This window comes from Fusobacterium necrogenes, assembly GCF_900450765.1.
Lineage (GTDB): Bacteria > Fusobacteriota > Fusobacteriia > Fusobacteriales > Fusobacteriaceae > Fusobacterium_A > Fusobacterium_A necrogenes.
In genome coordinates, this window is sequence record NZ_UGGU01000003.1 from 841317 (window position 1) to 856994 (window position 15678).

At 26.9% G+C, this 15678-nt stretch carries 16 protein-coding genes, 1 tRNA gene and 2 riboswitches; of the genes, 11 read left to right on the forward strand and 6 right to left on the reverse strand.

Going from position 1 to position 15678, the window contains the following annotated elements; translation table 11 throughout:
• The first annotated feature begins 196 nt into the window (after nucleotides 1-196).
• Genes DYA59_RS04240 through DYA59_RS04275 form a run of 8 tightly spaced genes read left to right on the forward strand, consistent with a single transcriptional unit; the run spans nucleotide 197 to nucleotide 7404 of the window.
• Nucleotides 197-1159, forward strand: a complete 963-nt coding sequence (locus DYA59_RS04240; protein WP_115269703.1) for an AAA family ATPase — start codon at nucleotides 197-199, stop codon at nucleotides 1157-1159.
• 9 nt (nucleotides 1160-1168) lie between these two features.
• Nucleotides 1169-1981, forward strand: a complete 813-nt coding sequence (locus tag DYA59_RS04245; protein WP_115269705.1) for a DUF58 domain-containing protein — start codon at nucleotides 1169-1171, stop codon at nucleotides 1979-1981.
• On the forward strand, nucleotides 1978-2685 hold the full coding sequence (locus tag DYA59_RS04250; protein ID WP_115269707.1) for a hypothetical protein: 708 nt from the start codon (nucleotides 1978-1980) through the stop codon (nucleotides 2683-2685). The genes DYA59_RS04245 and DYA59_RS04250 overlap by 4 nt, the downstream gene beginning before the upstream one ends.
• Nucleotides 2678-3637, forward strand: coding sequence for a vWA domain-containing protein (locus DYA59_RS04255; RefSeq protein WP_115269709.1), 960 nt, complete (start codon nucleotides 2678-2680; stop codon nucleotides 3635-3637). Before DYA59_RS04250 ends, DYA59_RS04255 begins: the two co-directional genes overlap by 8 nt.
• Before the next feature lie 14 nt (nucleotides 3638-3651).
• Nucleotides 3652-4620 (forward strand): vWA domain-containing protein, encoded by a 969-nt coding sequence (locus tag DYA59_RS04260; protein WP_115269711.1) that lies wholly within the window; start codon nucleotides 3652-3654, stop codon nucleotides 4618-4620.
• Entirely contained in the window at nucleotides 4610-5578 is a 969-nt protein-coding gene (locus tag DYA59_RS04265) for a hypothetical protein (protein WP_115269713.1), read from the forward strand. Before DYA59_RS04260 ends, DYA59_RS04265 begins: the two co-directional genes overlap by 11 nt.
• Complete coding sequence (locus DYA59_RS04270) at nucleotides 5505-7223, forward strand: BatD family protein (protein ID WP_115269715.1); 1719 nt, start codon at nucleotides 5505-5507, stop codon at nucleotides 7221-7223. Before DYA59_RS04265 ends, DYA59_RS04270 begins: the two co-directional genes overlap by 74 nt.
• The gene (locus tag DYA59_RS04275) at nucleotides 7213-7404 is read left to right on the forward strand and encodes a DUF4250 domain-containing protein (RefSeq protein ID WP_115269717.1); all 192 of its coding nucleotides are present in this window, start codon (nucleotides 7213-7215) and stop codon (nucleotides 7402-7404) included. The genes DYA59_RS04270 and DYA59_RS04275 overlap by 11 nt, the downstream gene beginning before the upstream one ends.
• Nucleotides 7405-7575: 171 nt before the next feature.
• Here the strand turns inward: DYA59_RS04275 and DYA59_RS04280 are convergent, their stop codons facing one another.
• The 5 genes from DYA59_RS04280 to cls all read right to left on the reverse strand — a co-directional run bounded on the left by DYA59_RS04280 (nucleotide 7576) and on the right by cls (nucleotide 11974).
• Nucleotides 7576-8928: an alanine/glycine:cation symporter family protein gene (locus tag DYA59_RS04280; protein WP_115269719.1), complete on the reverse strand. Its 1353-nt coding sequence runs from the start codon at nucleotides 8926-8928 to the stop codon at nucleotides 7576-7578.
• Between the two features lie 106 nt (nucleotides 8929-9034).
• Nucleotides 9035-9110: riboswitch (glycine riboswitch) on the reverse strand.
• Nucleotides 9111-9113: 3 nt separating this feature from the next.
• Nucleotides 9114-9192, reverse strand: a riboswitch (glycine riboswitch).
• A 112-nt stretch (nucleotides 9193-9304) separates the two neighbouring features.
• A complete protein-coding gene (locus tag DYA59_RS04285; protein WP_115269721.1) occupies nucleotides 9305-9601 on the reverse strand; it encodes a hypothetical protein in 297 nt (98 codons plus the stop codon).
• A 23-nt stretch (nucleotides 9602-9624) separates the two neighbouring features.
• Nucleotides 9625-9701, reverse strand: a tRNA-Arg gene (locus DYA59_RS04290).
• Nucleotides 9702-9751: 50 nt separating this feature from the next.
• Complete coding sequence (locus DYA59_RS04295; protein ID WP_115269722.1) at nucleotides 9752-10504, reverse strand: PHP domain-containing protein; 753 nt, start codon at nucleotides 10502-10504, stop codon at nucleotides 9752-9754.
• 24 nt (nucleotides 10505-10528) lie between these two features.
• On the reverse strand, nucleotides 10529-11974 hold the full coding sequence (cls, locus tag DYA59_RS04300) for a cardiolipin synthase (protein ID WP_115269724.1): 1446 nt from the start codon (nucleotides 11972-11974) through the stop codon (nucleotides 10529-10531).
• Nucleotides 11975-12108: 134 nt separating this feature from the next.
• Between cls and DYA59_RS04305 the strand changes: the two genes are divergently transcribed.
• The 3 genes from DYA59_RS04305 to DYA59_RS04315 are packed head-to-tail and all read left to right on the forward strand — an operon-like array spanning nucleotide 12109 to nucleotide 14699.
• A complete protein-coding gene (locus DYA59_RS04305; RefSeq protein ID WP_115269726.1) occupies nucleotides 12109-12915 on the forward strand; it encodes an SIR2 family protein in 807 nt (268 codons plus the stop codon).
• Nucleotides 12909-13901 carry a hypothetical protein gene (locus DYA59_RS04310; RefSeq protein WP_115269728.1) on the forward strand — a complete coding sequence of 331 codons (993 nt, stop codon included), beginning with the start codon at nucleotides 12909-12911 and terminating at the stop codon, nucleotides 13899-13901. Before DYA59_RS04305 ends, DYA59_RS04310 begins: the two co-directional genes overlap by 7 nt.
• Before the next feature lie 24 nt (nucleotides 13902-13925).
• Nucleotides 13926-14699, forward strand: coding sequence for a nucleotidyltransferase family protein (locus DYA59_RS04315; protein ID WP_115269730.1), 774 nt, complete (start codon nucleotides 13926-13928; stop codon nucleotides 14697-14699).
• 196 nt (nucleotides 14700-14895) lie between these two features.
• Here the strand turns inward: DYA59_RS04315 and DYA59_RS04320 are convergent, their stop codons facing one another.
• Nucleotides 14896-15654, reverse strand: coding sequence for a GntR family transcriptional regulator (locus DYA59_RS04320; RefSeq protein ID WP_218564213.1), 759 nt, complete (start codon nucleotides 15652-15654; stop codon nucleotides 14896-14898).
• Between the last annotated feature and the right edge of the window lie 24 nt (nucleotides 15655-15678).

Below are 15678 nucleotides of genomic sequence, written 5' to 3' on the forward strand. Positions count from 1 at the left end.
TATTCTAAGAAAGAATAGCTAAATTGTAAGAATATTTAAAAATAAAATTAACTCAAGAATATATTTACATATAATTTTTATGTTATTCTTGAGTTTTTATATTACTTAATAAATTTTATAACTATTTTATAATTTCTCTCGTCTAACATTAATGTTAATAAAAATATATTAAATTTTTTATATAAAGGAGGCAACTATGGAAAACTTAAAAGAAAAAATTGAAATTACAAGAGGAAATATTCTCAAACTAGAAAAGGAGATACAGAAAAAAATTGTAGGACAAGATGATATGGTAAGAAAAATCTTAATAGGAATACTTACTGGAAACCATATCTTATTGGAAGGATTACCTGGACTTGCAAAATCTTTAACTGTAAATACTTTAGCTCAAACTCTTGGATTAAAATTTTCAAGAATACAGTTTACTCCTGATTTATTACCTAGTGATATTATAGGTACTGAGATTTATAATGAAAAGACAGGGGAGTTTTATACTAAAAAAGGTCCAATATTTGCAAATATAATCTTAGCAGATGAAATAAATAGAGCTCCAGCTAAAGTTCAATCTGCACTATTAGAAGCTATGCAAGAAAAACAGATTACAATAGCTAATGAAACTTTTAAACTAGATAAACCCTTTATAGTATTAGCTACTCAAAACCCAATAGAGCAAGATGGAACTTATCCATTACCTGAAGCTCAACAAGATAGATTTCTTATGAAAGTAAAAATAGAGTATCCTACTAAGGAAGAGGAAAAAAATATTTTAAAACTTTTAACATCTACAACTGATTTTGATTCTATTGAGATAGAGGAAGTCTTAAATAAAGATAAGATAGAAGAATTAAAGCAACTTATAAAAGAGATACACATTGATGAAAAACTTATGGATTATATCTTGGATATCATATTTAAAACTAGAGAAAGTAATCAATATATAAGTTGTGGAGCTTCTCCAAGAGCTTCTATTGCCCTTGTTGTTTCTGCTAAAGCCAATGCTTTTTTAGAGGGAAGAGATTTTGTCATACCTCAAGATATTAAAAAAGTTATCTTTGATGTATTACGTCATAGAATTATCTTAACTTATGAAGCAGAAGCAGAGGGAAAAGATGTAGAAAATATAATTACTGATATAATGGAAGGGGTAGAACTTCCATAGGAGGTAACAATGAACAAAGAAGAGATACTTAAAAAGATAAAAAAAATAGAGATAGCCTCTTCTCTCCTTGCTAATGAAATTTTTTCTGGAAATTATCGTTCTTATTTTAAGGGAAATGGAATGGAATTTTCTGATATAAGAAGGTATGCTCCTGGAGATGATGTAAAAAAAATAGATTGGAAAGTAAGTGCTAGACAGAGAAAAACATATATTAAAGAGTTTACAGAGGAAAGAGAGATGAGCATATATCTTTTAATTGATATTTCTTCATCTAATAACTTTCCTGCTAAGCAAGATTTAATCTCTCAATTAGTTGGAAGTTTAGCTTTCAGTGCTATAAAAAACAATGATAAAGTAGGGGCTATATTTTTTAGTGATGATATAGAAAAGGTAATACCTCTGAAAAAAGGAAAAAAACAGGGACTTATTATCCTTGATAATTTTCTATCTATCACACCTAAAGGAAAAGGAACTGATATCTCAAAAGTACTTTACTCATTTAATAAAATCTCTAAGCAAAGAGCTATTGTATTTTTAATAAGTGACTTTATAGATGAAAATTATGAGAAAGCTATAAAATTGGTAAGTCAAAAACATGATTTGATACCATTGAGAATAGCTGATAGAAAATTTGAAACTCTACCTAAAGGTGCTATTTTTACAATGAGTGATGCTGAAACAGGTGAGGAGATAGTTATAGAGAATTTTGATAGTAATTATCATATTGAAGAGGAGTTACCTAAAAATATTTTAACTCTCTACACTGATGAGAATTATGTAATAAAGTTGGCTAATTACTTTAAAAGAAGGAGGAGAGTATGAAAAAAATAATGACATTTCTTTTAATCTCATCACTCCTTTTAGCTAAGGATATAAATGTTGGAGATTTAGTAAAGGTAAAGATAACAGGAATTGAAAAAGAAAAAATAGTTGAGGGATTTAAAAAATCTAATTTAGAATTAGAAAATATAGAGAAATCTGAAAATGGATATATTCTCTCTATAAGAGGGTATAAAGTAGGAGAGAATAGCTTAGTATTAGGAGATAAAAAGTTGACTCTCAATATTAAATCTGTATTAGAGGAAAACGATAAGGAAATCTATCCACATTTAAGTGATAACAGTGATACTATTCTTTATAAAGAAAAATTTCCCTATACCTTTATAGTAGGAATCATTTTAGGAGTTGTATCTCTACTCTATCTAGTTAAAGGAATAAAATTTAAAAAGAAAGAGAAATATATCTCTCCAGAAGAGAGATTTGAAAAGAAAGTTGCTAGTATCAACAATGAAACTTGGGACTTTGATTTAAGTATGGCAATTAGAGAGTATATTGACAGTAGATATCAAACTCACTTTATAAATGGTAATTATGAAATTGTAGGTATGATAGATAGTGAAGATATAAAATTTATAAACAATCTTGATAGATATAAATTTTCTAAGGATAGTAGAGATTTAAAAGAGGAAACTTTAAAAAGAGTTAGAGAAATTTTTGAAAAAGTAAGGGGGGATAAAAATGTTTAAATTTGCCTCTCCATATTTTTTACTTCTTATTCCTATTATTATATATCTATTTTTTAGAAAACAAAAGGTAAAGGGAATAAAAATTCCAGGTATAAAACCTCTTAAAGAGTTTAGATTGAGGAGTAAAAAATATCTAATTGGAAAAATACTTATTCTATTTTCTTTAATACTTATGTGTATTGCTTTGGCTCGTCCACAAATCATATCTGAAAATAAAATTATAAAAAAAGAGGGAATAGATATAGTAGTAGCTTTAGATTTATCTCAATCTATGTTGCAAAGAGATTTTAAACCCAACAGATTGGAAACAGCTAAAAAACTTTTAGAAGAGTTTATAGATAAAAGAGTCAATGATAGAATATCACTTGTTGTATTTGGTGGAGATGCCTATACAAAAGTTCCTCTCACATTTGACCACAATGTAGTAAAAGATATTACCTCTAAACTGACAACAGATGATATCACTAGTAACAATAGAACAGCTATTGGTATGGGGCTTGGAGTTTCTTTAAATAGATTAAAGGACTCTGAAGCAAAATCTAAAGTTATAATACTTATGACAGATGGAGAGAATAACTCTGGAGAGATGAGCCCTATGGGAGCTAGTGAGATTGCAAAAGAGTTAGGAATAAAAATCTACACTATTGGTATTGGAGCTAGAGAGATACAGATACGTGTACCCTTTGGACATACTACTGTTAAAAACACTGAGCTTGATGAAAATCTTTTGAAAAATATTGCCTCTACAACAGGAGGAGAGTATTTTAGAGCTGGAAGTGAAAAGGAGTTTCAAGAGATTTTTAACAAAATAGACAGTTTAGAAAAAACTAAGATAGATGGAAGAAGCTATTATGAAAAAGATGAGTTATATGAAAATATTTTAAAAATTGCTCTTCTACTTCTAGTAATAGGTGCTTTTTTTGAATATAAGAAATATATCAAAATACCATAAGAAGAGGTGAAACAATGGAATTTGGAAATCTACAAAACTCTATATATCTTATCTTTCCTCTTATTCTCCTCTTAATTATGATTTTGGGTATGAGAAAAAGAAAAGATATATTAAATGTTTTAAAATTAAGAAATAAAAGACGTATAAGTATAATAAAAATTTTATTGCTGACATTAGGAAGTGTATTAGTTGTAATCTCTCTATTATCTCCCCAAAAAGAGATAGAAGATGAGGAGATAGAAGTAAAGGGTATGAATATCTATGTTCTTATAGATACATCTCGTTCTATGCTTACAGAAGATGTCTATCCCAATAGATTAGAAGCTGGGAAGAGAGTCCTTACCAATCTTATTCAATCTCTAAAAGGAGATAGAATAGGATTTATTCCTTTCTCTGATAGTGCATATATACAGATGCCTCTTACTGATGATTATAATATTACTCAAAACTACATAAATACCATAGATACTACTCTGATATCTGGTGGTGGAACAGAATTATACCAAGCTTTAGAGTTGGCAGAAAAATCCTTTAAAGAGATAGGTAGTGAAAATAAAGCAGTTATAGTTATCTCTGATGGAGGAGATTTTGATAAGAAATCCCTTGATTTTGTAAAAGAGAATAAGATAGATGTTTATTCTATTGGTGTTGGTACTAAGGAGGGAAATGTTATTCCAGAGTATCTTAATGGAGTAAAGAGAGGATTTATTAAAGATGAGAGTGGTTCTGCTGTTATCAGTAAGCTTAACTCTGATTTTTTACAAAAAATATCTAATGAAAATAATGGTAAATACTATGAAGTAAATAACTTAGTTGATACCTCTAAAAATTTTGTAAATGATACTATAAATTTAGAAAGAAAAAGTCAAAGAAATGAAAAAACTAAAAACTATGAAAAATATTTTCAATATCCTCTAGCTCTAGGTATATTATTTATATTAATTGGGTATCTATTAAAAGAGGTGATAAAAGATGAGGAATAAAATAGTTGCTACAATATTTCTAGTTGCCTCTATAATATTAGTTATAAAATCTCTTAATCCCTTAAAAATCTATAACTTTGTAGAAAAGGGAAATAGTTTTATCAAAGAGGAAAAATACTCTAATGGAAGAGAGGAGTATGAAAAAGCTCTTAAACTAAGAGAAAATAATCAAGTAAAATTAAATATTTTAAAATCTTTCTACAGTGAAAAAAACTACGAGGAAGTTACTAAATCAGATGTGGAAGAGGGATTTTTAAAAGGAAACTCCTATGTTTATTTAAGGGATAACTCACAAGATAAAAATAAAGAGTTTTATGAGAAAGCCTTAGAAGAGTATAAATTAGCTATGAAAACTTCTGATGATATAAATATTAAGAAAAACTATGAGCTTACTTTAAAAAAGTTTGAAGATATGAGTAAGCAACAAAACCAAGATAATCAACAAAATCAAGAGGATAAACAAGAGAAACAGAATAAAGAAAATCAAAATAATAATAATCAAAATCAACAAAATAACTCTCAAAAAAATTCTGAGCAAAATCAAAATAGTAAAGATAATAACAACTCTCAAAATCAAGAAGATAAAAGTTCTCAAAGTAATGAAGAAAATCAATCTTCTAATAATAAAGAGCAAGAGAAAAAAGAAAATAGTTCTCAAGAAAAACAGAATAATGAGAAGGAACAAGAATCTAATTCTCAACAAAATGGGCAAAATAATAAACAAAATGAGGGCAATACTCAAGAGAATGAAAATCAAAATGAGTCCTCAGATAAAAAAGAGAACAACCAAAACTCCAATACTGCTCCTCAAAATATGAAAGAACTAAGCCAAGAGGAGATAAGAGAGCAAGAAGTGAGAGCTATTCTAAAAAGATTAGAGGGAAATGAAAAACAATCTTTTAAAAATAATGAGAGAGTTATGGATATCAATAGCAATAATCCATCAAACAGATGGTAAAGGAGATAAAAAGATGAAAAAAATAGTTGCTACTCTTTTTCTTATGACATCTTTTCTATCTTTAGCTGATATAATATTGGATTCTTCTAATACTAAACCAGCTATTAATGAACCATTTAATATACAGGTAAAATTTATAAATGAAGATAAAAAAGATTATAAGATAGAGGGAATTGAAAATCTACAAATTCTATCAAAGGGAACACAAAGTAAATATTCCTATATCAATGGGGATAAAACTAGTGAAAAAATTGATAGTTATACAGTAATGGCTAATGAAATTAAAACTTTCCCTTTAAGTGTAAGTATCACAGGAAAAAATGAAAAATCAAACACTTTAAATATAGAGGTACAAAAAGAAAGTGTACAAAATATATCTGATGATATGTCAGTAGAAACTTCTATTAAAAATGGAGATAGTTTCTACTTTGGAGAAAAAATTGTATATGAAGAAAACTTTTTAACAACTGTAAATATAAATTCAGTAGGATATAGTAGAGCACCTCAATTTAATGATTTTTCAGAAAAGGATATCAGTCCTGTTATTACAAAGGGAGGTTATGAACAATCATATTTTAGAGCTCCATCTGGTAAACAAGGTCTAAAATTAGGAGTTTATAGAGGAATATTACAACCTAATTCCTCTGGAGAAAAAACTATTAAATCTGGACAGATGGCAGTTACTCAAAGCACTGGAAGAAGAGATTTTTTCTTTGAAGAAACTACACCACCTAAATATTTTGGTGGAAACAATATAAAAATAAATATTCTTCCTCTTCCAACTGATAAACCTATGGGATTTCAAAATATAGTTGGAACTCCTAAAATAGATTACTCTTGGAATAGTGATAATATAAGCTTTGGTCAATCTATAGTATTAAATGTTAAAATATTTGGAGATGCTAACTTAGACTCATTAGAAAAAATTATAACTACTCAATTTAATGATTTTAATATTTTTGAAAGCTTGAAATCTACAGATGAGAAAGTAGAAAATGGAAAATATTATGCTGAAAAAACTTTCGAAGTAGCTCTTATCCCTAAAAAAAGTGGAGAGCTTACTACTCCAGAGATTAAAATCCCATATTTTAATACTAAAGAGAAAAAATACGATTCTTTAATTGTCACACCTAAAAAAATAGTTGTCAATGGAAATGGAAGTATTTCTACTACACAACCAACACTAACTACACCTACTATCTCTAATACTACTAATAAGACTATTTCAAATACTATTCAGCCTTTAGAAGAGATTAAAATAGATAGTATTGCTGTGGAGGAAAAGAGTCAAAGTAAAAATAATAACCTATTAATTATAGGACTTATTACTTTAGTAATTGTCGAAGGAATAGTTATAGTATATCTTCTTACCAAAAAAGATAAAAAATCATCTTTAGATGATATTAATGCTCTAAAATCTGCTAAAGATGATAAAGAATTTTATGAAGCTTACTGCCATTTTATGAAAAGAAAATATAATTTTAGTCCTAAGGTACATCTTGAAGATAGGTTAGTTAAACTTGGATTTTCTAATGATTTTATAGAATTAAATAGAGAGTTAGAAAGTGCTTGTTACAATAATACACCAATAGATAGAAAAAATATAATTAGAAGAATAAAAAAGGAGCTAAGAAATGAAAAATAAATACTTAATGATGGATATTAACATAGCATACAGTATGTTAAATATGAGATTGAGAGATAAATACTCCTCTCTTTCCGAACTATGTGATGATGAAAATATAGAAATAGAAAAACTATTAACTGAAATGGAAAAAAAAGGATATATATATAATAAAGAAAATAATCAATTCAGAAAAAAATAACATTAGTAATTCTATTTATTAGTACTTCATTTTCCTTATTTAATTTAAGACTGCTTTATAAATTATTAAAATTTTTCAAATCCTTTTAAATAATCTATCCCAGAGTAATTTATGAAATAATAAAAGGAACTGTTACAATAGTTATGCAACAGTTCCTTTTAAGTTTTAAGATTATATTGTTTGAATGATTAAATCCTCATACTCTTTCATTGAAGTTCTAGCATATTTTCCTAAGGCTAGTAAAGCTATAAGATTAGGAAGAACCATCATTCCATTAAACATATCAGCCATCTCCCAAACTAATCCAACTTTTAACCCTGAACCAATAATTATCATAGTCATGACAACTAGTCTATATATATTTATCGACATCTTATTTTTAAATAGATATCTTATATTTGCTTCACCAAAAAAGTACCAACCTATTATAGTAGAAAAAGCAAAAAAGAATAAACATATAGCTATAAAGGCATCTCCAAAACTTCCAAGAGTATTTGTAAAAGCATTTTGCGTTAAAATAATTCCTTCTCCATTTGTAACCCCAGATGTAATAATAACTAAAGCTGTCCCTGTAAGTACAACAAAAGTATCTATGAAAACTGTAATCATAGCTACTATTCCTTGCTCTCCACAATGCTCAACTTTAGCAATAGCATGAGCATGTGGTGTCGATCCCATTCCCGCTTCATTTGAAAAAAGTCCTCTTGCTACTCCATATCTAATTGCTTTTTTTACACTTATTCCCATAGCACCACCTAAAGCAGCCTCTGGATTAAAAGCAGAATAAAATATTGAGATAATAGCTGGAATAATACCTTTATAATTTATAAAAATTATTACTATACAAGCTAATATATATAGCCCTGCCATTATGGGAACAATTTTTTCAGTTACAGATGCTATTCTTCTTATACCACCAAAAAAAACAAAACCAGCTAAAATAGAAACTATAATTCCTACATGTATAGGTGATATACCAAAAGCATTATTAAAAGCTACAGATATAGAGTTTGCTTGAACCGCATTTCCCATAACTCCAAGTGCTAATATACAAGCTACTGAAAAAAATATTGCTAATCCTTTTGAAAAATATCTATTTTTTAAAGAACTCTCAATATAATAAGCAGGCCCCCCAGTTATTTGACCATTCACCCTTTTTTTAAATATTTGTCCTAAAATAGCTTCTACATATACAGTAGCCATTCCAAAAAAAGCACTCATCCACATCCAAAATATTGCCCCTGGTCCTCCAGATACTATAGCAGTAGCAGCTCCTGCTAGATTTCCAGTCCCTACTTGAGCAGCAACAGCTGTTGCTAACGCTTGAAATGAGGACATTCCATTTTTATCAGCTGCTGTTCCATTTAAGTTTAATGAATCTGTCACTAATTTTATTCCATCTTTAAACTTTCTAATTTGAATAAAATTTAATTTTAAAGTAAAATAAACTCCAGTTCCCATTAGTAAAACAATTAGAAAGTTTCCCCATAAAAATTCATTAATTTTTGTTACTATTTCTTGCATTATAATTCCTCCTATTTCCTTTTTATAAATTGAATAAAAAAAGAAGGTACAATATACCTTCTGGAAATTGAAAAGAAGCATACAAAAAAATTGTATTGTATAATTTCTCTGTCCTTTTACCTGAGAGTTTAGTCCAAAAATTTTGGGTTTGCTCCTTCGGTGCTCTATGAGTCTCTCCAGAGGTTCGTCCAATATAGGTCCATTTGCCTGAAAGATTTACTTCGTCGGCGGTTATTTTAAATAACTCTCTCCCTATATCTTCATCCGATTTTTATTCAATTTTTATGTTATAAATAATAAAATATTTTTTTTATTTTGTCAATAATTTTTTAAAAAATAAAAGAGATTAACATAATCCTGTGCAATCTCCCTACATTTAATCTTTTAAATCTCTTAAATATTGTAATTTTATAGCTACTTCTTCTAAATAATAATTCAAATATTCAGTATCTATAACATAATTTTTATTTCTATATTCTAACATCCCATTATAAAAATTTTCAAAATTTTTTTCTAAATTTGCTCTTTTTTTTTCCACTATCTTATCTGACATAAGATTATCTAAATTTCTAGATAATCTCAAATATCTATTATTAATTTCTTTTGGAGTATATGATGTGCAAGCAGTAATTGATAAAAGCAATGTTAGAATAAAAAATATCTTTCTTAACATATATACCTCCTAAATAAATTAAGTGGCGACCCCGATGTGGTTTGAACACACAACCTATTCCTTAGGAGGGAATTGCTCTATCCAATTGAGCTACGGGGTCTTTACCAAAACATTATACACTATATTTCATATTTTGAAAAGCTTTTTTTTCTATATTAAACTTTTAATCATATAGAAAAAATGTTTTTGACCAATTCCACTTAAACTTCCTATTTTATATAAATAATCTATTATTTTTTCATTTCTAGCTAAATCCATATTGGAATACTTATAAAAAGAAATAACTTCTCTCAAAATATGCGCATCACTTCCAAACGTCGCACATAAACCATATTTTTTTCTCAACTCCCTTGCTGATAAATTTCTTACACTTGGCAATCCATGATTATACGTTTCCAAAGAATCTACCTTTTTTAGTATATCATAAATATATTCCTTATTATTTATAAATTTCTTTTGAGCCATTCCACATATGTGTGGAATAGATTTATGGCATTCCCACTGATCTAAAATATTTAAATATTCATATATACTTCTGTAAGTCTTAGCCATTCTCTTTAAATTTTTGTATGGTTCAACCTCCTTACGATAAAACTCTTCTAAGTCTTCAATTTTTTTGAAATAAATTAACATTTCAAAACCATCCTTACATCCTATTTCAATTCCAGGAACATTATTAACTCCTAATTCCCTTACTCTTATTGCCCCTCTTATATCATTATGATCTGTTATCGAAAATAAATATCTTTTTTTATTCAAAAAACTTTTGAAAAATTCAGGCTTAATAAAACTATCTGATGCTGTAGTATGAATATGAAGATCATAATAAAAATTTCCAACATACCTAAAATCTACCTCTATAAAAGGAAAGAAAAAATTAGAAAGTTTTTGAAACTCTATCATTTATATCACTCTCCTTTTTTAAACCTACATTATAGGAGCCAATAATCTACATATTGATTCCTTAAATTTAATATAATATCCACGCTTACTATACTCACTTCTAAATAATCTGTTACTAAATTCCATATCCTTATGGAAGATCTCTTTAAATAATAAAGCTATATCTTTTTCATAGATATTTATATTTATTTCAAAATTTTGATAAAAACTTCTATAATCAAAATTAGCTGTTCCTGTTGTAACGACCTCATCATCAATTATTATTACCTTACTATGAATAAATCCTCTATTATATTTATAAACTTCAATTCCCAAATCAAGTAACTCACCTACAAAATATTGATTTACCCAATATATAAAAAAATGATCAGGCTTACTTGGAATCATTATCTTTATTTTTACGCCAGAGAGAGTTGCAATTTTTAATGCTTCTAAAAGGTTGTCATCAGGAACAAAATAAGGAGTCTGTATATATATGCACCTTTTTGCATCCATAATCAATTTTAATGCATTATCCCTTATAGTTCGAAATTGATAATTTGGACCACTACTTACAACTTGCATATGACCTGTATGCTTTCCTCTTATTTCAACTAATTTATCCAATACTTCTTTATTATACCTATAATTTTTCTCTACATTAATTTTTTCTTTTTTGACAATATCCCATGAAAAATAGAATTCTTGCTCTAATTCTAAACATATTTCTCCTAATATTTTCATTCCTGTATCTCTCCAATAGCCAAGCTTTCCTTCTCCTAAATATTCATCACCTATATTGAAACCTCCTATATATCCAAGTTTTCCATCAATTAAGCAAAGTTTTCTATGATCTCTATAATTAGCACGTAAATTAGCCATTTTTAAAAAAGGAAAATGTGAAGGAAAAAATATTCCACTTTCTATCCCAACTTCAGCAAGTTCCTTTAACATTTTTCTATTGTATCCACCAGCACCATCAACTATTATTCTTACTTTTAATCCCTCTTTAGCCTTTTCTTTTAAAATATTAACAATTTTCTTACCTAAATTATCATATCTAAAAAGATAGTACTCCATCGATATACTTTCTTTAGCTTTTTTTAAATCATTCATCATAGAATGAAAAAAACTCTTCCCATCTATAAATATTTCACTTATATTTAGTGATGTTAATTTACTTTTAGAGGAAATTTCAATATAAGATATTAGTTGTTCCCATTTTACTAATTCTTTACGCTGTGAAAACCCCATAATTTCTTTACTATATAAAAATTTTCGCCTATAGTATTCGGCTACAACTCTTTTTTTTCTGAAACTTAATCCAAAGAATAAATAGGCAATAAATCCAATATATGGAGCTAAACTCAACAATACAATCCAAAACAATGTATATAGAGAGTTTTTTCTTTCTAAAAGTACAATTATTAAAACAAATATTATATTAATAAACACTATATAGTTGGCAAAAAATCTAATAAATGATTCCATAACTCCCCCTTTATTTTATTTTAACATTTTTTCTCAAAAAAATCTTGACATTTTTCTATTTTTTTATTGTGTATTTACAAATTTTAAGCTATACTAATAGTGAACAATTCTATTTATAAGGCAGGTGAACAGTTATGAAAAGCTTTTTTAGTAAGTTTGAAAAAGAACAAAAATTTAATCTCTTCAGTGGAGATTTTTTAAATAAACTATCTGGTTACCCAACTAGAAGCGATATTTCTGAAGCTATATTATCTGAAATTAAAAATTCAGTCAGAAATTATATCAAAGATATGAGTTCTTTTTCTGATATAGTTCAAGCTTATCTTGATTCTGTTGTAGACACAAAAAAAAATTTAGTTAGGCAAATTAAAGAAAATTATGAATATAGATATAATACCAATTTAGAAATTTATGATAATATCATCTCTTCTAATCATTTTAAAACTATATTCACAATCAATTTTGATACTATTTTAGAAAATAACTTTCCTAATACTATCACAAAAATAACTCCATGTCAGTTAAAGGAAATTCAAGATGATAAAATTGGGTATTATAAATTTTTTGGTGACATAAATAATGTAGGAACTGTCTTTATCTCTAGCCAAGATATTAGAAAATTGAAAAGTTTAGAGTTTTATGATAATTTCTTCAATAAAGTTAGGAAAGAATTTGAATTAAGACCAACTTTATTTTTAGGTATCAGTTTAGAAGATTCTGATTTATTAGATATTTTAGATTTTATAGCTGCTCCTATAAAAAACTTACAACCTTTATATATGGTCACTTCTACTACAATTATCAGTAGTAAAGCAGCTGAATTAATTAACAAATATAATATCAAACTTATCACTTTCGGAACTAAAGATTTTATTGATTATTTTAAAGAGATTTCGAAAAAAGCTATTAATATTTCATCTGAAAAAAAGATTGTGTGGTAGTACCAGAGGAAAGTACTCCCAAAAATACTACCACTTCTGAAATAAAAGAAAGTACTAATAATATATTAAAATTAGATTATACTCTTTCTACTAAAGACGAAATTACTTCAACGAATGAAATAGAAAATAAAATACTTAAAAACTCTGATTCAGATATAATAGAAATTCCTTTTATAAAAGGTATCGAAACAGGATTAGAAATCTCGTATACTTCACTTAAATTAAAAGAATTTCCTTTAAAAGAAAATAATCTTCCTCTCTATGAAGATATTATTGAAAATATAAGTTTAAATAGTTGTAATTTAAATATAAATAATTTAACTCTTTTTAATGTTAACATTAGAGTTTTAAATTATAAAAAATTTAAACTCATTGAATTTAAGACAAGAGAATTTAAACTAGCCTTAAGCATTCAACTTTTTGATGATAAAACAATAAGAAAAGCTGGAGATTATTTTAGCTATGAGATTTTTAGTAAACTTAAAGACATCAGGCTTATAGCTGTTGCAAATATTTTTAAACTAATTTTTTCTGGTGAAGTTATAACTTTTAATATAAATGATTTAGTTGCTGAAATTCAATTTGAAAATCCTATTCAAGTTCATAAGTTTGATAAAATTATTGAGAGTGTAAAAAAATATGAAGAAACTATGAAGCTTCTTCATATATCTAAATGGAGAAATTTTTCTGAAGCTTCTATAAAATTCTATACTCTTCATCTTCTTCATAATTATATAAATAATATTAGAAGCATAGATACTTGGATCAACTTCAAACTCTATAATAAATATAACATCAAACCAGGAGATAAAATCTCTTTTACAAGAATACATGAACTAAATATTCGTGGATTTAATTATAATTTAAAAGAAGAAGTTAGTATTAAATCTAGTATATCTAATACAGAAATTGATAACGAAAAAAATTTTGTATTTGGTTACAGAAAAATAGTTAATCTAAAACTGACAACTATTCAAAAATATTAACTTTGAGAGGTGAAATAACTTCATATGCTAAATAAAGATCAGTTTTTTAAAGATTTTTCAATAGATACAAATTACTTCAATTCTACCGGGCTTATTTGGGATGACCTCATCAAAATTTATGATGATTACTCATTATTAGTTCCTCAACTTGAAAAAGAAGCTGAATACATTGTATCTAAATTAATAGATTTACCTAGTGTACACTCTGTTCGAAGGAGAGTAAAAAAGCCTAAACATCTTATAGAAAAAATAATTAGAAAAGGTAAAAAATATGTAGATAAGGGAATTTCAATAGAGACTTATAAAGAAATAGTAACTGATTTAATTGGAATAAGAGTCCTACATCTTTTTAAAGATGATTGGAAGGATATTCATCATGAAATTTTAGGTCTATGGGAAATTAAAGAAACTCCACAAATTAATATAAGACGTGGAGATTATAATGTTATTCAATTACAAGAAAATATCTCTACAATGAATTGTGAAATTATTGTTAGAGATCATGGCTATCGTTCTGTACATTATTTAATAAGTATACCTGTAACAAAAAAAAATGAAATTCTTGTTGAAATCCAAGTGAGAACTGTTTTTGAGGAAGCTTGGAGTGAAATAGATCATCTTATGAGATACCCATATGATATAGATAATCCAATTATTACTGAATATTTAGCTATTTTTAATAGAATTGTAGGAAGTGCTGATGAAATGGGAACTTTTATTAAAAATATGAAATCTCATTTTTCATTAAATCATAATAAAAACAACAATAAAAGAGAACTAGATACAAAATTTAAATAAAAATTATACTTTATTTTCCTTATAACCTTTGACTTAAAATACTTAGATAATTATTTCCCTTATTGAATTTTTCATTATATTTTTTATGCTCTAAATACTATTAGGTCTTGAATTAATTAATTCAAGACCTTTTTTCTAATTTTATTAGCTTTATAAATTTAAACTTTTAAGATAATATCTAAAAACAAGCAATGTACTAAAATGTATTTGCTCTTTTTCTTTCTATACTTATATGTGAATTTTCTATCGGTAAATAGTGCTTGTGATGTACTATAGGATATTCACTTTTTACATAAAGTATCTCCTCTAATAACCAGCTTTTATCATTTTTAGATATTGGATATTTCATAGAAGTAAAATTACCCGCTATAGAATAATTTATATTCAATGTTGAATGCCTAGCTTTTTGGTATGAACTTTCTTCTAAAAATTTGAGAAGTGAGATTTTATCATCTAAATCTATTTTTTCCTCTGTTATGGTTTCTATAGGAATTAACGACAATGTATATGCTATCCCTTTTCCTTTTACTTTATACCATCTGTCTACAAATATCACAACTGGAGATTTTCGTCCTAATACTTTAATTGTATAATCGCTTGGAGGCTCTATTTTAAATTCTAATTCTACTTCATCTATCTCTATATCTAATGATGTATAAATAGGATGATATAAAATTTCAAGTCCCTTTTTATAACGATTTTGTGATTGAATTATAAAATTTCCTTTCCCATGTATATTCTTTATAATTCCATCTTCTTGTAATAAAGCTAAAGCTTGTCTAAGAGTCATTCTACTTACCTCCATCATCTTAGCTAACTCTGGCTCTGTTGGTAATTTCCCATTTTCTTCAAACTCTCCATCTTTTATAAGTTTAAATAATTTATCATAAACAGCCACACATTTAGGAAGCTTTTTACTTCCTTTTATGGCTTCTCTAATCTCTTCTATTGTCACTTTTCTCTTTCTCCCTTCAAATAT